This is a genomic window from Sulfitobacter delicatus (genome assembly GCF_900102535.1).
GTDB classification, from domain to species: domain Bacteria; phylum Pseudomonadota; class Alphaproteobacteria; order Rhodobacterales; family Rhodobacteraceae; genus Sulfitobacter; species Sulfitobacter delicatus.
The window spans coordinates 90009-107951 of record NZ_FNBP01000006.1; the positions used below are offsets into that span (position 1 = coordinate 90009).

General features: G+C 61.0%; 18 protein-coding genes. 9 read left to right on the top strand and 9 right to left on the bottom strand.

What is annotated here, in order from left to right; translation table 11 throughout:
* Window positions 1-40 precede the first annotated feature (40 nt).
* The 3 genes from BLS57_RS11885 (at window position 41) to BLS57_RS11895 (ending at window position 2988) form a co-directional block, all read left to right on the top strand.
* Window positions 41-544 (top strand): TRAP transporter small permease, encoded by a 504-nt coding sequence (locus tag BLS57_RS11885; protein ID WP_093742544.1) that lies wholly within the window; start codon window positions 41-43, stop codon window positions 542-544.
* Complete coding sequence (locus tag BLS57_RS11890; protein ID WP_093742546.1) at window positions 541-1854, top strand: TRAP transporter large permease; 1314 nt, start codon at window positions 541-543, stop codon at window positions 1852-1854. Before BLS57_RS11885 ends, BLS57_RS11890 begins: the two co-directional genes overlap by 4 nt.
* Before the next feature lie 81 nt (window positions 1855-1935).
* Window positions 1936-2988, top strand: coding sequence for a M42 family metallopeptidase (locus BLS57_RS11895; RefSeq protein ID WP_093742548.1), 1053 nt, complete (start codon window positions 1936-1938; stop codon window positions 2986-2988).
* Window positions 2989-3015: 27 nt separating this feature from the next.
* On the opposite strand, the gene BLS57_RS11900 is transcribed toward BLS57_RS11895, so the two are convergent.
* From BLS57_RS11900 to repA, 4 genes are all read right to left on the bottom strand, one after another.
* Window positions 3016-4980, bottom strand: coding sequence for a sensor histidine kinase (locus BLS57_RS11900; protein WP_093742550.1), 1965 nt, complete (start codon window positions 4978-4980; stop codon window positions 3016-3018).
* Between the two features lie 144 nt (window positions 4981-5124).
* On the bottom strand, window positions 5125-6273 hold the full coding sequence (gene repC / locus BLS57_RS11905; RefSeq protein WP_093742552.1) for a plasmid replication protein RepC: 1149 nt from the start codon (window positions 6271-6273) through the stop codon (window positions 5125-5127).
* Window positions 6274-6451: 178 nt separating this feature from the next.
* Window positions 6452-7450 (bottom strand): plasmid partitioning protein RepB, encoded by a 999-nt coding sequence (gene repB, locus BLS57_RS11910; RefSeq protein WP_093742554.1) that lies wholly within the window; start codon window positions 7448-7450, stop codon window positions 6452-6454.
* Window positions 7450-8625, bottom strand: a complete 1176-nt coding sequence (gene repA, locus BLS57_RS11915; RefSeq protein ID WP_093742556.1) for a plasmid partitioning protein RepA — start codon at window positions 8623-8625, stop codon at window positions 7450-7452. The genes repB and repA overlap by 1 nt, the downstream gene beginning before the upstream one ends.
* Before the next feature lie 455 nt (window positions 8626-9080).
* Between repA and BLS57_RS11920 the strand changes: the two genes are divergently transcribed.
* Genes BLS57_RS11920 through BLS57_RS11930 form a run of 3 tightly spaced genes read left to right on the top strand, consistent with a single transcriptional unit; the run spans window position 9081 to window position 11304 of the window.
* Complete coding sequence (locus BLS57_RS11920; protein ID WP_093742558.1) at window positions 9081-9785, top strand: ABC transporter permease; 705 nt, start codon at window positions 9081-9083, stop codon at window positions 9783-9785.
* Window positions 9785-10495, top strand: a complete 711-nt coding sequence (locus tag BLS57_RS11925) for an ATP-binding cassette domain-containing protein (protein WP_093742560.1) — start codon at window positions 9785-9787, stop codon at window positions 10493-10495. Before BLS57_RS11920 ends, BLS57_RS11925 begins: the two co-directional genes overlap by 1 nt.
* Window positions 10492-11304, top strand: a complete 813-nt coding sequence (locus BLS57_RS11930) for an ABC transporter substrate-binding protein (RefSeq protein WP_093742563.1) — start codon at window positions 10492-10494, stop codon at window positions 11302-11304. The genes BLS57_RS11925 and BLS57_RS11930 overlap by 4 nt, the downstream gene beginning before the upstream one ends.
* A gap of 45 nt (window positions 11305-11349) precedes the next feature.
* Here the strand turns inward: BLS57_RS11930 and BLS57_RS11935 are convergent, their stop codons facing one another.
* The 5 genes from BLS57_RS11935 to BLS57_RS11955 are packed head-to-tail and all read right to left on the bottom strand — an operon-like array spanning window position 11350 to window position 15816.
* On the bottom strand, window positions 11350-11835 hold the full coding sequence (locus tag BLS57_RS11935; protein WP_093742565.1) for a DUF6505 family protein: 486 nt from the start codon (window positions 11833-11835) through the stop codon (window positions 11350-11352).
* The gene (locus BLS57_RS11940; RefSeq protein ID WP_093742567.1) at window positions 11832-12545 is read right to left on the bottom strand and encodes a biotin/lipoate--protein ligase family protein; all 714 of its coding nucleotides are present in this window, start codon (window positions 12543-12545) and stop codon (window positions 11832-11834) included. Before BLS57_RS11940 ends, BLS57_RS11935 begins: the two co-directional genes overlap by 4 nt.
* Entirely contained in the window at window positions 12542-13612 is a 1071-nt protein-coding gene (locus BLS57_RS11945) for an Mrp/NBP35 family ATP-binding protein (protein ID WP_093742569.1), read from the bottom strand. The genes BLS57_RS11940 and BLS57_RS11945 overlap by 4 nt, the downstream gene beginning before the upstream one ends.
* Before the next feature lie 5 nt (window positions 13613-13617).
* Window positions 13618-13821 carry a DUF6494 family protein gene (locus tag BLS57_RS11950; protein ID WP_093742571.1) on the bottom strand — a complete coding sequence of 68 codons (204 nt, stop codon included), beginning with the start codon at window positions 13819-13821 and terminating at the stop codon, window positions 13618-13620.
* A gap of 30 nt (window positions 13822-13851) precedes the next feature.
* A complete protein-coding gene (locus BLS57_RS11955; RefSeq protein ID WP_093742573.1) occupies window positions 13852-15816 on the bottom strand; it encodes a 4Fe-4S binding protein in 1965 nt (654 codons plus the stop codon).
* Window positions 15817-16195: 379 nt separating this feature from the next.
* On the opposite strand from BLS57_RS11955, the gene BLS57_RS11960 reads away from it, so the two are divergent.
* From BLS57_RS11960 to BLS57_RS11970, 3 genes are read left to right on the top strand one after another with little or no spacing between them, the layout of a single operon-like run.
* On the top strand, window positions 16196-16735 hold the full coding sequence (locus BLS57_RS11960) for a DUF3305 domain-containing protein (RefSeq protein WP_093742575.1): 540 nt from the start codon (window positions 16196-16198) through the stop codon (window positions 16733-16735).
* Window positions 16732-17337 carry a DUF3306 domain-containing protein gene (locus BLS57_RS11965; RefSeq protein ID WP_093742577.1) on the top strand — a complete coding sequence of 202 codons (606 nt, stop codon included), beginning with the start codon at window positions 16732-16734 and terminating at the stop codon, window positions 17335-17337. Before BLS57_RS11960 ends, BLS57_RS11965 begins: the two co-directional genes overlap by 4 nt.
* Window positions 17334-17942, top strand: coding sequence for a TorD/DmsD family molecular chaperone (locus BLS57_RS11970; protein ID WP_093742579.1), 609 nt, complete (start codon window positions 17334-17336; stop codon window positions 17940-17942). The genes BLS57_RS11965 and BLS57_RS11970 overlap by 4 nt, the downstream gene beginning before the upstream one ends.
* Window position 17943: the final 1 nt, after the last annotated feature.

The following is a 17943-nucleotide window of genomic DNA, read 5'->3' on the forward strand; positions in this document are numbered from 1 at the left end:
CCGGGGGCACCTGCCTTTGGCCCCAACTCAGGGAACCGCCATGCGTCCATTGATCCGCCTTACCACCGCCCTCTCGGCCCTGCCGATGACGATGGCCTCGCTCGCGCTGTTTGCGCTGATGGTGCTGACCTTTGCCGATGTCATCATGCGCTCGGTCTTTAACGCCCCGATTGAGGCCGCGACCGAATTGATCCGCATCGGCATTGCGCTGATCGTCTTTTCCGCCCTGCCCGTCCTGTCGGGCCGCGAAGGCCATATCGCTGCCGACCTTCTGGACCGTCCCTTTGCGAACTGGGGTCTGCAACGCTGGCGCGACGGGCTGGTAACGCTGGCCTGCGGGGTGATGCTGTGGTTTCCGGCGGGCCGGGTGGTCGACCTCGCCTACCGCGCACTGAGCTATGGTGACGTGACCGAATACCTCGAAATTCCGACCTTCTACATCGGCATGTTCATCGCGGTGATGACCTATCTCACCGCCGTTGTGCTGATCCTGCGCGGGCTTCTGCGCCTCTTTGCGCCGCAACTTCTGGACCCTGCCCCATGATCGCATCCGCCATCGGCTTTGCTGCCGTTTTCGTCCTCGTCTTGCTGCGCCTGCCGATCGCTTTTGCCATGGGCCTCGTGGGCATGATCGGGCTGGTTTACGAGACCAGCTACCGCGCCTCGATCTCCATGGTGTCGCGGCTCATCATCGACACCAGCCAAGACTACGGCCTGTCGGTGATACCGCTTTTCATCCTCATGGGGCTTTTCGTCAACAAAGGCGGAATCAGCCGCGAGCTTTACCAAGTCTCAAACGCTTTCCTAGGGCACTTCCGGGGCGGTCTGGCCATGGCCACCATCGTCGCCTGTGGCGGCTTTGCGGCGATTTGTGGCTCGTCCTTGGCGACCGCAGCAACGATGTCCAAAGTCGCCATGCCAGAGATGCGCAAATACGGCTATGTCGACAGCCTCTCGACCGCCTCCATCGCGGCAGGCGGCACGCTCGGCATCCTGATCCCGCCTTCGGTGATCCTTGTCATCTACGGCCTGCTGACCGAGACCTCCATCGGCGCGCTTTTCATTGCGGGCATCGTGCCCGGCGCGCTTGGCATCTTGCTTTACCTCTGCGCGGTGCGTTTCTCGGTCGCCATGAACCCCGAAGCCGGCCCCGCCGGACCTCGCGCCACATGGGGCGAGCGGCTCCGCGCGCTGAACCACGTCTGGTCGGTGCTGGCACTGTTTGCACTGGTGATTGGCGGCCTCTATGGCGTGCTCGACTTCTGGCCGATCCACCTCGCCTTCTCACCGACCGAGGCCGCAGGCATGGGCGCGGCGGGTGCCTTCCTCATCGCATGGGCGCGCGGCGGCTTAAGTTGGCGCGGGCTGCGCGAGGTGCTGGAAGAAACAACACTCACCTCGGCATCGCTTTTCTCGGTCCTAATCGGGGCGTGGATCTTCTCCAACTTCGTGAACCTTGCCGGCCTGCCCGAAGGGCTGCTGGCCACCGTCACGGCGCTGGACCTCGGCCCGTGGGTCGTGATGGGGCTGATCCTCGTGATCTACATCGCGCTTGGCTGCATCTTTGAAAGCATGTCGATGCTGCTACTGACCGTGCCGATCTTCTTTCCACTGGTCACGAGCCTCGGCTTCGATCCTGTGTGGTTCGGTATCATCGTGGTCGTAGTGACCGAGATCAGCCTCATCACCCCGCCCGTTGGCCTCAACGTCTTTGTCCTCAAAGGTGTGGTCGGTGATGTCTCCACAGGCACAATCTTTCGCGGCGTCACCCCCTTCTGGCTCGTCGATATCCTCCGCCTGATCCTGCTGCTGATCTTCCCCGCGCTGGTCCTTTTCCTGCCCGGGCAGATGTAGCACGCCCTTTCGCTGCGCCTGTTTGCACTTCGGCAGGCGCGGCGCGATAGTGCGGCCAAATCACCCAAGGATGAGGCCAGCATGAACATCGACCTACTCAAAGACCTATGCGAAACCCCCGGCGTGCCGGGTCGTGAGCACCGCGTGCGCGATCTGATCACCCGCGAGATCGAAGGTCTGTTCGACCATGTGGAGACCGACGCGATGGGCTCCCTGCTGTGCCGCCGCGACGCAAAGGCAGGTGACGGAAAAGCGCCTAAGATCATGCTGCTGTGCCATATGGATGAAATTGGTTTTCTGGTAAGCCATGTCTCGAAGGACGGCTTCCTTTACCTCCAGCCCGTCGGCGGTTTCGACCCCCGCAACCTCTTCTCGCGCCGCGTGATAGTTTGCACCGATCAAGGCGATCTCAAGGGCGTCATGAACCCCGGCGGCAAGCCCATTCACATCTCCTCTGCCGAGGACCGCAAGAAGATCCCCGAGGTTTCGGAATTCTTCGTCGATCTGGGGCTGGGCGAAAAGGCAAAGGACATCGTCAAAGTCGGTGACTTTGTGGTGATGGACGAGCCCTTCCTCGAGATGGGCAATCAGTTTGTGTCCAAAGCGCTCGACAACCGCGTCGCCTGCTGGCTTGGCATCGAAGCAATCCGCAAACTCGCCGAGAAGGGCCGCGGGGCGGAGATTCATGTGGCCTTCACCTGTCAGGAAGAAGTCGGCCTGCGTGGCGCACGCACGGCGGCTTATAAGGTGCAGCCCGACATTGGCCTCGGCATCGACACGACACTGGCTTGCGATACGCCGGGCGTGCCGGATCACATGGCGACAACGCGGCTTGGCAAAGGCTTTGGCCTGCATGTGCGCGACAGCAGCTTTATCGCCGATGTCGGCCTTGTCAGCGAGATCGAGAAACTGGCCGAAGCACGCGATATCCCCTTCCAGCGCACCATGCTCGCCGCCGGGGGGCAGGACGGTGCTGCTGCCCAGCAGGCCGCTGCAGGCGCGCGGGCCGTGGGGATCGTGGTTGGCACGCGCTACATCCATACGGTGACCGAAATGGTCTCGAAAACCGACCTACAGGCTGCGTTGGACATTATCGTGGCCTATCTCGAAGGGTTCGACGGCAAAGCGGCCTAAACGGCCTTCCTGAGCGTCTCGCGGCGCTCAGGGGCTCTCTTCCCCGGTCGCCTCAGGCAACCAAACGGAAAACGCCGCGCCGCCCCCACTGCGGTTGCGTACCGTGATGATCCCCCCTGCCCGCTGGATAAGCGTCTGCGAGATCGACAGGCCAAGCCCGGTCCCCTCCCCCGGTTTGGTGGTAAAGAAGGGATCGAAGACGGAACTGAGTACGTCCTCCGGCACGCCCGGCCCGCTGTCCTGCACGGTCAGGGCGACCCCTGCTGCCCCATCGCGCGCCTCTGGGCGCAGACCGATCTGCAACCGCCCTGCCCCGCCCATGGCCTGCGTGGCATTCACAATGAGGTTCACCACGACCTGCTGAATCTCTCCGGAATCCGCGCGCACCGGGGGCACGTCGTCAAAGTCGCAAATCACCTCAATCCCGCCTCGGCTCAGCAGGTGATCCACAAGCACCAGACAGTCTTGGACCAGCGGCTGCAGCTGGATATTATGTTCACAGTCAGAGAATTCGGACGGGCTGGCGAATTGCAGCAGTTTGCCGACGATCACCTCAATTCGGGACACCTGCCTGTCGATCAAACCGAGTTCCGTCGCAACCGGTTCAGCCTCATCGCCGAGCGTCTGGCGGATGACATCGACGTTGCCTTGAATGACCGCCACCGGGTTGTTGATCTCATGCGCCACCCCCGCCGTGATCTCCCCGATCGAGGCCAGCTTTTCGCTCATCACCAACTGGCGGAAGGTCTGCTCAAGCTTCTCATTCGCCTCGCGCAATTCGGCGGTGCGCTGGTCCACCCGTGCGTTCAACTCGTCATTCCAGTTGCGCAGCTGCCGGTCTCGCTCTTGGACCTGCTCAAGCAACCAGTCGAGGTGATGCGCCACGGCGGCAATCTCGCCTTTGGCCGAAACCGGACCGATCCGCGCAGCCAACTCCCCGCGCCCGACGCGGTGCATGACTTTTGTCATCCGTTCCAACGGCGCGAAGATTCCCCGCGCCATCCAGAGGAAGACCGGCGCCGAGATCGCCAAGACCAACACGAAAGCCGCCATCATCCACCAGAAGGCTTCCCGCTTCTCTTGTGTAAAAGGTGCTTCGAGAAAGCCGACGTAAAGCATCCCGACCCGGTTGCCGAAACTGTCGGTGATGGGCTCGTAGCCGGAGATGTACCAGTCGTTCACCACAAAGGCGCGGTCCAGCCACGTGCGCCCTTCGATCAGAACCGCCTCACGCACCGCAGCCGAGACGCGGGTGCCAAGCGCGCGGATGTCTTCAAACAGACGGACATTCGTGGAGATGCGCAGGTCATCCAGAAACAGCGTCGCCGTCCCCTGCCGGTCCCCGCCCGTCACGGCGTTCGCATAGACAAGGTCGTTGATCGTATCAATGAAGTCGAGGTTGCGGTTTAACAACATCCCGCCGACCAAAACCCCCTCCGCGCCGTTCAATCGAACCGGGCTGGCGGCATGAACAACCATGCCGCGGTCTTCGATCTTCCGATCCGTAGGCACAGCGGCGGGCGTATCGACCAGCGGCACGCGGGCGCGAATTGCGAGAGGTTCGGAAATTGTTGTCAGCCGTTCATTGCTAAAGATGTCGATCTCGGCCCCACCCTGCCCCGCGAGCGCCCGCGCGATGACGGGCCATTCTTCTGCGGCGGCATCCACCGAGTCCATCGGCAAGTACTGAAGAAAATCCAAGCCAAGCCGATCACGCGTCTGTTGCAGATACTGCGCTTGCTCTGCTTTCGGGCGTCCCAGCCAGCGGCTGAACTCGACCGATGCAGCCACGGCGCCGAGGTCATTGCCCGTCTCGTCCAAAAGCCGCGACAGATACTGGCTCGCAATCTTCAGGTCGCTTTCAACATTGGCGATCAGGACTTCGTCGTAATCACCCGTCCAGCGCGACATGCCCAAGAGCAGTAGCAGCGGCATCAGCACAACCAGCGGCGTCAGGGCCAGGATCAAAAGGCGAAGGCGAACGGAGGTCATGCGGGCTCTCGGCAAACTACAGGCAATCTAGCGGTGGCAGGCAAGGACAGGAAGCGCTCTGATGCCGTAAAACCCATGAAATCCGCTGAAAACAGGCGATTGCCATCTGTGAAATTCGGTAACCCATTAAATTATAACAACTTTCTATGTTGTCAGCTGACAATTTCCCCGATTACGCAGTGCCATAAGCATAGGGCTGAGCGTAAAGCGCCCCTCACAGGCCATTTGTGTCAGCCGCCGCAGATACGCACCCGGGCTTCGGATCGTTGCAGCTTTCTCCAAGAGGCAGAGCACCGTAACCGCAGCGCTCTCGGCCCCCATATTGCGCTTGGCCTCGATCAACACCGGCTGGTCGATCCCAAGCATGGGCGCAATCTGGTCTCCGACACGCACAAGGTCTCGCCAATCGCGCAGCCTCTCAGGGAAAAAGCTACGAGCCTCTTTGCATGTCTCCAACACATCCGCCAGCGTTACGCCTGCTTCTTCCTGAGAAGGTTTGCAATTGTCAGCCGTCTTTACGTCCGGCGTCTTGGACCTGTGCGTTCTTTCAGAGTTTAAATAGGATTTATCTGAATCCTGTATGTGCCGCTCATTTTGGCTGTCGCTGGCGCTCACCTGAACCGTCGACAAGCTAAGGCATGGAGCAGATGGCTCGCACTCTAAAGCTCCACTTTCGACAGCTTCCAAAGCGGCACGGAGTTGCGCTTCCAACTGCGAAAGCGTCTCCGCCTCAGGCTTGCGCCGCAACAGACGCCCGGCTTCATCCGACAGCGCACGATTGCCTTCCTGACGGATCAGAGCGTGCCGCAGAACTAGGATCCGATCTCGCTGTGCAAGCAACCGTTCCTGCTGGGCCTCAGCTTCAGAGGCGGCTCGCTCAATCAACTCAGCTTGCAGAACGAGAGGGGAGAGATCAAAACCGAAGGCCGAGGCAATCTCGCCACCCCGGTTCCGCGCAAACCGCTTCCGGTTCGGACTGTCGCGCCGGACAAGCAAACCCAGACGGACAAGTTGCGCAAGGTGCCGTCGCAGCGTGCTTTCAGGCATTCCGTGAAGCCGATCTGACAGCCGTGCATTCGAGGCAAAAACCACCCCTGCAGGGCCGTCCGGAATATGGCGAGAAGGAAGGAAGCTCAGCAGCGCTTTCAGGACAGTGAGCGTACGATGCGACAGCTCGAAACTGTCAGCGGCGATTGTCAGCCGGTCGAGCAGGGCCCATTTATCCGGCCCCTCCACAGACGGTTGGACAGCCTCTTTCGGCCGCCCGAACGCAGTTCGGAACGTGGTTTCCATGTTAAAATCACGAAAGACAACAAAATACCGGCCCTATCCCATCGGGTAGAGTTGACAGTGGTGAATCTTTGGGGCTATCTCGAAGGTGCAAAGTTTGAGAAGGGCCTTCCGGGATTCATCCTGGGGGGCTTTTCTTTTGTGGTCCTGATGTGCCTCCTGTTGCTACTTCCTCAATGTCTCACGCGCGGGTCTTCTGCCAGCGGTCGTGAATCTCTTGCATAAGCTCTTCGGCATGCGCGTCGAGCCATGTGTCGAACCCCTCAGCCGCGCGCGACGGGACGGTGACCGTCACCCCGCGTTTGCCGCTGCGAATATCTGCCAGCGCTTTACCGTCACGGCTGCGCAGAGTGCGCGGCTTGGCAGCGGCAGTAGGGGAGGGGGCTTTCTTGCTCGGAGTGGCGCTTGCACGGGCAAAAACCATCTCAAACCGTTCGTCCGAGGTCAGCCCGCCCCACTCAGGACGGTTCATGTAGTTCGCCGCACGGCTTTTCGCGCCGGGTTCTTCAAACAGTTTGACCAAGGCCATCCAGCGGTCGCGCCCAATACCAGGTGCCGAGCCAACCTGCCGCAAGAAGGGCAGATCGAAGGCGTGACCGACCTTCAGCATACGGCTGACCATCGGCAGGTCGATCGACAGCGCATCCGCGATTGTCTGCCGGTCATGGCCGCCCGCATCGAGCTGAGCCGCAAAGCTGGCCTTCTCAATGAAGGACAGATCTTGCCGCGCGGTGTTTTCCTGACCCTGCGCCATGACAAGCGCGTGGTCGTCCAACTGCCGAACCATTGCTTTGACGGGCAGGCCGAGCGTACGTAGGGCCTGTAGACGACGTCGACCATAGACGATCTCAAACCGGCCCGGCTTCTTCGGGTGAGGGCGGACCAAGACGGGAACCTGCTGCCCATAGGCGCGCATGCTCTCTTCAAGCTGCTTTTGGGCCTGTATATCAGTGCCTAAACGGTCCTCGACCCCTGCCATATCGATAACTGCGGCGTCCAACTCCTGGACTGCGTTCTCTTGCATCCGGTTAAGCGACGACTGAAGCGCCCCAACCGCACCGCGCGGCATCAGATTTGGTTTGGCCTTTGCCTGAATAGGCTCTGTTACAGGCTGTTTCGCTCTGCTTTGCGGCTTTGGCTCAGTGCCAAGCCCAGTCGAAAGAATACCTTTACGTGCCATTAGCGCCCCCATGCTTTCTGGATCATGGATTCGATCTCGTCGTTCACAAGATTGAGTGAATCCACCGCGCGATCGTAAGTGGAGCGGTGAAACTGTGAGCGGTCGACCTCATAGATCGTCTGGTGGGTCAGCCCCGCGTCGGAAATGGCCGTCGACTTCAACATCGGTGCAACCATGACCTCTTCGTCGAATAGCTGTCTCAGAAAGGAGAGCACCTGCTGCTGCGGGCCATCGTTCGGCTCATAGCGGTTAATCAGGAACCGCAGGAAGTCGAATTCCATACTCGCCCCCGCATTAGACACTACATCTAAGAGATCGGCGCTCATCTGCAGAAACTGCGACATAGACGCGACGTCGAGCATATTAGGCACTACAGTGATCAACACGCTGGTCGATGCGCAGAGTGCGGACATGGTGAGATAGCCCAGCTGAGGGGGGCAGTCGAAGATCACCACGTCGTAATTCTCTTCCACATCCTGCAGCGAAGTGGCCAGCCGTGCGAAAAAGGGTGGCTGCGTATTGTTCAACAGCGCTTGGGGCGTCTCATGCTCGAACTCCTGCAGCATCAGCCCGCCGGGGGCGAGGTCGATGCCGGTGAAGAAAGTCTTCTGAATGACGTCGGCCATTGGCACTGGATCGTCATAGCGGATCGCATCGTAGATCGTGCCTGAATTTAGGAAGTCATACTCTGGCCGATAGCCAAACAGCGTGGTTAGAGACGCCTGAGGGTCAATATCGACACAAAGCACACGATAGCCCTTTAGGGCCAAACGCTGTGCTGCATGGATCGCGCTGGTCGTCTTGCCGCTGCCGCCTTTAAAGTTGAGAAAGGATAAAACCTGAAGTTTGTCCCCCTCACGACGGCCGCGTTGATAGGCCCCCCGGGTCTTGGCTGTCGCTTCCAGTGTACGTCTAATTTCCAGCAGGTCTTCCGCGCTATAATGGCGCCGCCCGCCCGGGCTGGTGTGGACCTCGACGATCTTGCTATCAAAATGCAGTTTCCGCAAGAAGCTGGTCGAAATCCCAAGCAACTCAGCGGCTTCACCGGCTGAAAACCGGCGCAATTCCTTGCGCGCGTCCGGCGCAAAGACCTTCATCATGTGACTTTCCAACGCCTCGGAAAGCGTTTCCGCATTCCGGCGGATCCGTGTATTGATGTGTACGGTATCAGTCACATCTGCCCTCGCTCTCAGTAACGCTATTATTCGGTAGCGCTTTTGTTTCCGTTACTTAATGCCATTCAAGCTCTGCGTGCAACAGATTCTTGCGTGGGTGGCGCGAGGAGGGCAGGAGATCTTCATTTGATAGTCGCCGGTATCAGACCTGAAAGTTCGGTAATATATTGAAATAACTATTTAATAATCGGTCTCGGCGGAATCTTTTCCCTTGCCCGACTTTGATTTGACTTACGCAGCGGCAGAGCTGCAAACGACCGGTGCCCAGAATCACTGGCCTAAATTTCACCGCCCTGAGGCCAAATTGACCGAAGGCAACTTTGTCGCCCCTGTGACATGGGCCATCCTGTCTCAAAGACTACTTTCCCGGCTTTCGGGTCTGGTCTCCAGCGAAAAGCCCTGACAGGGTGCCCGGCAATGGAGGCAGTTCAGCCGCAGGGGGAGGCCACCGCCGGATGGTCGATATTTGGAGCGGGATTACGCAGGCGTTTTGGCTTGTGTTAACGCTCGATGCAGAGTTGTTCGAAATCGCGGGGCGGTCGCTTTATGTGACGCTCACGGCTTTGGCGATCGCCTGTCTTATCTCGCTTCCCCTCGCCGCGTTGATCGCCGTCAAACGTTTTCGCGCACGACGCTTGGTGATTGCTGTGCTCAATGCATTGATGGGCCTGCCGCCGGTGGTTGTCGGGCTGATCGTCTATGTCATCCTGTCACGGTCCGGCCCGCTTGGCGTGTTGGGGGTGCTTTTCACGCCCGCGGCGATGATTATAGCGCAGGTCATTATCATTGTGCCCCTCATCACCTCCATCGCGCATCAGTCTATTCGGGATCTCTGGCAGGAGTATCATGATCTGCTGATCTCGTTGAATGTGACGCAGAGCCAGAAAATACGGACCCTATTGTGGGACAGTCGTCGTGCGCTGCTGACCGCTGCCCTCGCCGGGTTCGGGCGGGGGATCGGCGAGGTCGGGGCGATTATGATCGTCGGCGGCAATATCGATCATGCGACGCGGGTGCTTACGACGGCGATTGCATTAGAGACCGGTAAGGGGGAGTTTGCTTTGGCACTGGCCCTCGGTTTCGTCCTGATCGGGCTGGCGGTCGCGGTGAACCTTGCGATCCACTGGCTTGGCCAGACAGAACGGGAGGGCCGTTGGTGATGGAACTCTTCCCGATGAAAGCCTGTGCGATTGAAAGCCGGAGACGCGGGCAGCAACTGGTCGGACCGATTGACCTGACGCTCGAAGGGCAGGGGGCCACGGTGGTGATTGGCCCGAATGGGGCAGGCAAGACGACGTTTCTGCAACTCCTTCACGGCACCGCGCGGCTCTCGGCAGGGCGGATCGACTGGGCCTGTTCGACGGAGGAAGCGCGGCATCATCAGGCTTTTGTCTTTCAGCGCCCCGTGATGCTGAGACGTACGGTGCTGGAGAACCTGAGCTACCCTTTGCGTCTGCGGGGCGTGTCGAAAGCCAAAGCCGAAGAGCGTGCCCGAGACTGGGCTTCGCGGGTTGGCTTGGCACAGTTGGTGACGCGGGCGGCGACCGTTTTGTCTGGCGGAGAGCAACAGAAGCTCGCTCTGGCGCGCGCACTGATATGTGACCCTAAACTGCTGTTTCTGGATGAACCCTGCGCCGCCTTAGATGGGCGGGCCATGCGCGAGATTGAGACGATTTTGCAAGAAGCAAAGGCTGCGGGCACCAGACTGATTTTATCGACCCACGATCTCGGCCAGGCACGGCGTTTGGCAGATGACGTGCTGTTTCTGCTCGGGGGGCGTTTGCATGAGGCTGCGCCGGCGGAAGCTTTTTTCAACGGCCCGGAGACACCACAAGCGCGGGCATTTTTAAGAGGGGATATCGTAGAATGAAACATCTTTTCTCGGGCGCGATTGCGGCCTTCGTCATGGCGAATGCTGCGCAGGCTGCGGATGTGATGCGCATGGCGGTCACAACGTCTTTCAACAACTCCGGTCTGGCCGATGTGCTGCTGCCCGAAATCGCGAAGGATTTAAACCTTGATGTGCAACTGCTGGTCGTGGGCACCGGGCAGGCGATCAAGCTGGGCGAAGCGGGGGATGTCGATGCGATCCTCGTGCATTCCCGCAGTGCCGAGGAAGCATTTGTCGAAGGCGGCTACGGCAGCCATCGGACCGAGATCATGTATAACGATTTTGTCTTCATCGGGCCGAAGGATGACCCCGCGGGCATTCAAGACGCAGAAGCGGCGACGGCGGCTTTGGCGGCGATATCTAATGCGCAAGCGAGTTTCGTGAGCCGCGGGGACGACAGCGGCACGCATAAGAAAGAACTGTCGCTATGGGCCGAGGCGGGTCTTGATGTTGCGGGTTTCGGGGGCTGGTATAATGCCGTTGGCGCCGGCATGGGCGCTGCATTGAACACCGCATCGGGAATGCCAGCCTATATCATGTCGGACCGCGCGAGTTGGTTGAACTTTGGCAACAAGGGCGAGTTGGCGCTGCTCTATGCAGGTGACCCGGTATTGTTTAACCAATACGCCTATCTGCCGGTGAACTCCGAAATGCACGATCATGTAAAGAATGATCTGGCGTTGAAGCTGGAAGGGTGGCTGACATCTGACCGGGCGAAGGCGTTGATCAATAACTACAAGATCAATGGGGAAACGCTCTTTGTGTTCAACGCGAAAGAGGCGGAATAACCGCAGTTAGAGACTTATCCTGCCCACTTGCGGGGGCGGGATAGCTTACTCTGGCAGGTCGCCGTGGATGGCGAATTGCTCCAGCCCGGCATCTTGCGGTTGGATCATACGGAAGCTTTCGCGGACGCCAGCGTCAGTCAACTCGCGGGCGACGGTGAGCAAGCAGTTCGGCGCATGATCGGCGCAAAGGTCAATCATCTGCGCCAGTTCTTCCTGAGCGACCGGGCGAGCGGCATCCACGGATGGCGCGCCGTAGTAGGTGACGAAATGCTGCGCCAAAAGGGCTGCTAGGGTTTCGACCTCGGCCTCCTCGATCTGTGTCACTGCGACAAAGGTCACCCGGCCAAAGGTTTCCAACCCCAGCCAGCCGTTCGCGAAAGCCTGCCGCGCCTTGCCGGTGAGGTCGCCTTCGGTCCAGTCCGAGAACTCGAACCCGCCCGAAATGCACCATTCGCCGGTGCGCGCGGGGGAGGCAAAGACGTTGCGGTCGCTTTCGTCAAAGTGGATCGCGCGGGCGAGTTTGAGGGTCATAGGGCGGGCTCCAATATCGTGGTGAGCGGGATCAGCCGGGTGGTGTCGTCCGTCCGCAGTAACATGCCGAAGTCTTCGTCGACACCGATGAATGTGCCGCTTTGGCCCTGCACCGTCACGTCGGCGTCGATCCCATAGACCAAGCCGCGCCATTCACTGTGCAGGCTGGCAGGGCCAAGGTCTTCCCAACGGTTGATCCAATGCAGCGTGTGGCGGGCCCATGCTTCGACAAGGGCAGGGGGCTGCACCTCGGCGCAGCCTTCGGCATAGAGCGCGGTTTGATCGGGGTTGAGGCCGGTTTGCGCCATATTAGGGTCTTCGGCAGGGTAAAGCGGCAGGGTGAAACCGACGACCAGCCAATCGGGGACGGCGGCGGGATCGGCGGCGGGCGCAATCATCCGCAGCGCCCCGCAGGAGGCCCCGTTGATCCGGATGCCGCCGTCCCATTTCAGTTGCACCGCGACCTCGGGCGGGGACAGCGCGCCGAGGGCGTTTTGGAAGCCGACGCCGCACAGCGGCAACATCGCCGCGGCTTTAGCCAGCGGCACCTCGGGGGCGAAGACCAACGCCGCCTGCATCTCGGCCCCGTCCAACCGGTAGACGATCAGCCCCGCATCACAGCCCTCAGCCGCGCGGGCGCAGGCGGCGGTGAGGGCATCGCCCGTCACCGCTTCGCCCGACATCAGTGGCGGGAAGGACAGGTCGCTCATGCCGCGCCGGCGTCGATCAGTTGCTTGGCTATCGCGTGGAAGGCCGCGGCCTGTTTGCTGTCGGGCTGGCTCACGGTGATCGGCGCGCCGCCGTCCGAGGCGAGCCGGATTTGCAGATCAAGTGGCACTTCGGCGAGCAGCGGTACGCCCCATTTCTCGGCCTCCGAGGCGACACCGCCATGGCCAAAGACATGTTCTTCGTGGCCGCAGTTGGTGCAGATATGCGTCGACATGTTCTCGATCATGCCAAGGATCGGCACCTTGAGCTGGTTGAACATGTCGATCCCCTTGCGGGCGTCGATCAGAGCCACATCCTGCGGTGTAGAGACGATCACCGCCCCATCCACATGCGCCTTTTGCGCCAGCGTCATCTGCACGTCACCGGTGCCCGGCGGCAGGTCAACGATCAGCACGTCCAGCGCGCCCCATTGCACCTGCGTCATCATCTGTTGCAAGGCACCCATCAGCATCGGCCCACGCCAGACCACGGCTTGGTCTTCGTTGGTCATGAGGCCGATCGACATCATGGTGACGCCGTGGTTGCGCATCGGCAGGATGGTTTTGCCGTCGGGCGAGGCCGGGCGGCCCGAGACGCCGAGCATCCGCGGTTGGCTGGGGCCGTAGACATCGGCGTCCAGCAAGCCAACCCTGCGGCCTTGGGCGGCCAGTGCGCAGGCGAGGTTGGCGGACACGGTTGATTTGCCGACGCCGCCTTTGCCCGAGGCGACGGCGATGATGCGGTCCACGCCGGGGATTTTTTGCGGGCCGGTGGGCTCGGCCTTGCGCTGCGGCTTGAGGTCCGGCGGCGGGGCTTTTTCGCTGTGGCCGGTGAGGACGATGGAGACTTTCGATACCCCGTCGACCTGCGCCAGCGCCGCTTCGGCCAGCGCCTTGGCTTCCTCATAGGCTTTGGCTTGGGCGGGGGGGATTTCCATCACGAAACGCACCGCGCCCGCGTCGTCCACATTCAGCGCGCGCATCACGCCGCTGGCCACAATATCGGTGCCCGTGGCCGGATCGGTCACGGTTTTTAGCGCGGTCAAGACCGCTTCTCTGCTGGCAGTCACGTTGCTTATGCCTCGCCCTTGTCCGCGCCGGCGATGGTGCCGTCGATTTCGTGCTCAAGACCCAGTTCGGGGATCGTGATGACAGCTTTGACGGCAAACGTCTTGCCGCTTGTGTCTTGGTCACGCATGGCTTTCTCGATGGCCTGTTGCGAGGTCACGCCGACCTGCTTGAGAAACTTGCGCATCGACATGTTGAAGTCTTCGCTCATGGGGGGCTCCTTTCGTCTGGTTGCGGCGGCCTAGTGGTCGCGCCGCTTGGAGAGGTAATCGTCGGTGGTGCGGGGGCGGGGGCGTTCGGCGCCCGCCATGGGATTTCCGGTGTTATGATACTGCGCATTGATGCGGCAGTCATCGCACATCTGGATCATGCGAAGTTTGGCGTCATCGGCGAACATCGCATGGTTGCGCAGCTTGTCGGTGATTTTCTCCACCGTGGATTTGACGCCAAAGAGGTTGCCGCATTCGACACAGGCAAAGGGTTCTTCTTCGTTCAGCACCCGCTGGCTCAGCGCCGCATCGGTGAGGTCAAGCTGCGGGGCGAGGGTGATCGCGTCTTCGGGGCAGACATGTTCGCAAAGGCCACATTGCAAACAGGCGTCTTCCTGAAAGCGCAGCTGCGGCATGTCCGGGTTGTCGCCGAGCGCGCCCGAGGGGCAGAGCGAGACGCAAGAGAGGCAAAGCGTGCAGGCATCGGTATCGACCAGCACCGCGCCGTAGGGGGCACCGGCGGGCAGGGGCAGCACGTCGGCTTCGGGTTGCAGAGCGCGGGCGGCTTGGCGGGCGATCTGGCGGCGGCTGCCCATGGGGCGCACAGGTTGCGCCACCGGGGCGGGGGCCGTGCCTTCATAGAGGATGTCGGTCAGCGCGTCGGGGTCGGGCGTGTCGATCAGCGCCATGCGCGCCTCGCCCGCGATGGCGCGGGCCAGCGCGGTCTGGGTCTCAATCGCGTCGCGGTCGGCCTTTGGGCCGAGCAGCAGCGAGACATGGGCGAACCCGGCGGCGAGGGCGGCCAGCGCTTCGGCATGGCCAAATGCGGCGATTGCGTCGAGTTCCATCGGCACCACATCGGCGGGCAGACCACGGCCATGGCGGGCGGCGAGGCGGATCATCTCGGCCCCATGGTCGTCATGCACCAGCAAGCGGGGCGCGCCGCCACCCGCTTCAAGGTAGCTGCGCGCAAGGGTCTGGAGCCGGCGCATGGTGAAATCGACGGGCGGTGCGTCATAGCTAATGGCACCGGAGGGGCAGGCCGAAGAGCAAGCGCCGCAGCCTGCGCAGATCATCGGATCGACGGTGACATGATCACCGTCGGGCATGATCGCGCCGGTGGGGCAGAGGTCGAGACAGGCGGTGCAGCCGGTTTGCCCGGCGCGGGAATGGGCGCAGAGAAGCGGTTCGGTGCGGACATAGAGCGGCTGCTCGAAGGTGCCGACCAGATGCGAGGCGGCCAGCACGGCGGCGGCCACGGCGGGCGGGTGGTTTGGGTCGGCGCGCAGGTAGCCTTCGCGTTTTTCGTGCGCAGGGAAGAGCGGCGTGTCGCCCCGCATGTCGAGGATCACGTCGCATTGACTTTTCGCGCCATCCCGCGGGTCGGTCCACGTCAGCGGGCCACGGCCCCGTGGGTCGATCTGGCGCAGGGCGTCGATGACCACTTCGAACTGGCCAAGCGCCCCTTTGGCGCGGCGCAGCTTGCCGGAGATCAAGTCAAAGTCGCGGACTTCGGGCAGGTTGTCGTCAGCCTCGGTCACGTTGTCATCCATCAAAAGCGTGACGCTGAGATGGGCCTTTAGCTGTTCGGCCGCTTCCAGCGCCGCAGGACCGCGTCCGAGGATCAGACAGAGCCCTTCGGAGCCGACATCGATGGTTTTCTCCGCAGGCGCATCCAAAAGCGCCTCTGCGGCCAGTGCGGACATTTTGGGCAGTTTATCGCCCTCATCATCGGACCACCCGGCCCGGTCGCGCAGGTCGAGCAGGGGGGCAGGGGGCAGGCCCATGTCCTCGGCCAGTTCGGTAAAGACGCGCTCTTCTTGGGTGCAGCATAAAATTGCATCGCCCTCGGTCAGCGCCTTGGCCGCGCGGTTAATCTGAGTGGTGCAGAGCGCCGAACAGGGGGATTTGACCGTCAGACCCGTGGTCTCGGCCAGCGCATCTGAATCGATACGCTGCGATCCCGCGCAATCGCATGTTATCAACGTCTTGGCCATGAATTTTCCCTTGTTTCACACGACAATCCGACGCCCTTCTGGGCCTGATTGAGGCCTCAAGCTAGACGGGATCAAGACCGGTTCACAACCGCAATTCTGCGTCGGACCGCTGGGATCGGACCTGTGATATCGTCAGGGGGAGCATCGCGAAGGACAGTGTGATTCGAATATCAGCGAATCCCGCAAATCCTATGAATTTGGTCAAGTTAGACAAAAGGTCCAGATCGCTATTGAAGCCCGAAAGCCGCGGGTCATCTTGTCTTTAAAGCTGGGTTTTTCACCGTTTTAAATAGTTTGTACTTTTCACAAGGCGGTTAGGCGGTGAAAGATTAGGCAACGGAGGAGCCACTTGATTCACAACCCAAAAAAGTACCGGACGATGCCCGTGGGTGTTGTGCTGCGCCGTGCGCCGGGGGTGACCCGTTGGGCCAAGTGGAGCTGGAAGGCGACTTCTGTGCTGCCGGGCGCGGGCGCTGCCGATTGGCGTGAACTGCGCCGGGATGGTGATATTGTCGAGTATCACGCAGCGACCCTCCCGATCGAATTGCATGGGGCCGAGACCGAAGCCTATGTGCATGGGCTCGGCGCGGACGTGCCCTGCGTCTATGTCGTGATGCGCCCGATTGCGGGCAAGACAGACCGGCCGTTTGAGATCGCCCTCGTCACAGCCTCGCCTTATGAAGCGCAGGACTATTGCGACAGTGCTGAAGAGGTGGTGGAGAAGGTTGCGATGACACCGGGACTGCTGGCTTGGGTGCACGAGTTTGTTGAAGAGTTCCACCACGAGGAAGAGTTCGTAAAGCGGCGGCGCGACCGGCTGCGCGTGGATCGCAAGCAAGATGGCGTTGGTGACCCGCGTATTGAAAAGCCCGCGGATGTCTATGCCTCCCCGACGCTCAAACGAAAGCGGCTGGCATGAGCGGTTTCTGGCAAAAGCGCCGCGCTGCTGTGGTGGCGGAGGCCAAGGCCGAAGCGCAGGTCGCCGAGGCACGTGCGCTTGAAGCGCAGGAAGCGGCTCTGGCCGAGCGCAGTGACGATGAGTTGCTGGCTGAGTTCGACCTGCCCGTGCCGGAGGATTTGGTCAGCGGCGAACAGCTGCGTGCCTTCCTTAAAGCGCAGCTTCCTCAACGGCTCAAGACCCGCGCCTTGCGCAGCTTTTGGAAAACCAACCCTGTGCTCGCCTGTCTTGACGGGTTGAATGATTACGACGACGATTACACTGCAGCGGCGACAGCCGGGAAGCCGGTGAACACCATCTATCAAGTGGGCCGCGGTATGGTGGCTAAGGTAGAAGAGGTGTTGGAAGCTGGTGCGTCTCACCCGGTGGAAGAGACGTCTACGACTGACGTGGTGTTGACAGAAACGCCGCAGGTCGAAGAGATTGAAACGGTGAGCTATCAACCGCAGGCTGAAGAGGGCACCGACGTCGAAGAGGCCCTTCAGCCCGCGCCGACGCACCGTCGCATGCGGTTTCACTTTGCCGTTGATGCGGCATCAGACATGGAAGGGACGAGCGCTTGACCCAATTGGCCGCGACAACCTTGCCCGAAGAAGACCGCCTGCGTGCGGATCTCTATAATTTCATGGGTCTGATCCTTGCCGGGCCGCCGGACCAGATGTTGCTGGACCAATGCGCAGCGCTTTCCGGTGATGACAGTGAGTTGGGTCAGGGTTTTGCCGCGCTGTCGAAGTTGGCGAGTAAGACCAAACCGTCGGGCGCCGAGAGCGAGTTCAACCGGCTCTTCATTGGCTTGGGCCGGGGCGAGCTGCTGCCCTATGCCAGCTACTACCTCACCGGGTTTTTGAACGAGAAGCCGTTGGCCGCGCTGCGACAGGATATGGTCGCGCGGGGGCTGGAGCGGGCGGCGAATGTTTTTGAGCCGGAGGACAACATCGCCTCACTGATGGAGATGATGGGCGCGATGATCGCGGGCCGGTTCTCGACCCCCGCAACGCTGGCGCAGCAGAAGACCTTCTTTAACCGTCACATCGCCCCGTGGGCCGCGCATTTCTTTACCGATTTGGAAGGCGCCAAGAACTCGGTTTTCTATGCACCGGTGGGCAAGATTGGACGCGCCTTTATGCAGATCGAGGCCGAGGCCTTTCGGCTGAGCAAAGACGATTGAG

Coding starts and splice junctions, on each gene's coding strand:
- BLS57_RS11885 (WP_093742544.1), top strand. CDS start 41: ATGCGTCCATTGATCCGCCTTACCACCGCCCTCTCGGCCCTGCCGATG.
- BLS57_RS11890 (WP_093742546.1), top strand. CDS start 541: ATGATCGCATCCGCCATCGGCTTTGCTGCCGTTTTCGTCCTCGTCTTG.
- BLS57_RS11895 (WP_093742548.1), top strand. CDS start 1,936: ATGAACATCGACCTACTCAAAGACCTATGCGAAACCCCCGGCGTGCCG.
- BLS57_RS11900 (WP_093742550.1), bottom strand. CDS start 4,980: ATGACCTCCGTTCGCCTTCGCCTTTTGATCCTGGCCCTGACGCCGCTG.
- repC (WP_093742552.1), bottom strand. CDS start 6,273: ATGGAAACCACGTTCCGAACTGCGTTCGGGCGGCCGAAAGAGGCTGTC.
- repB (WP_093742554.1), bottom strand. CDS start 7,450: ATGGCACGTAAAGGTATTCTTTCGACTGGGCTTGGCACTGAGCCAAAG.
- BLS57_RS11920 (WP_093742558.1), top strand. CDS start 9,081: ATGGTCGATATTTGGAGCGGGATTACGCAGGCGTTTTGGCTTGTGTTA.
- BLS57_RS11925 (WP_093742560.1), top strand. CDS start 9,785: ATGGAACTCTTCCCGATGAAAGCCTGTGCGATTGAAAGCCGGAGACGC.
- BLS57_RS11930 (WP_093742563.1), top strand. CDS start 10,492: ATGAAACATCTTTTCTCGGGCGCGATTGCGGCCTTCGTCATGGCGAAT.
- BLS57_RS11935 (WP_093742565.1), bottom strand. CDS start 11,835: ATGACCCTCAAACTCGCCCGCGCGATCCACTTTGACGAAAGCGACCGC.
- BLS57_RS11940 (WP_093742567.1), bottom strand. CDS start 12,545: ATGAGCGACCTGTCCTTCCCGCCACTGATGTCGGGCGAAGCGGTGACG.
- BLS57_RS11950 (WP_093742571.1), bottom strand. CDS start 13,821: ATGAGCGAAGACTTCAACATGTCGATGCGCAAGTTTCTCAAGCAGGTC.
- BLS57_RS11955 (WP_093742573.1), bottom strand. CDS start 15,816: ATGGCCAAGACGTTGATAACATGCGATTGCGCGGGATCGCAGCGTATC.
- BLS57_RS11960 (WP_093742575.1), top strand. CDS start 16,196: ATGCCCGTGGGTGTTGTGCTGCGCCGTGCGCCGGGGGTGACCCGTTGG.
- BLS57_RS11965 (WP_093742577.1), top strand. CDS start 16,732: ATGAGCGGTTTCTGGCAAAAGCGCCGCGCTGCTGTGGTGGCGGAGGCC.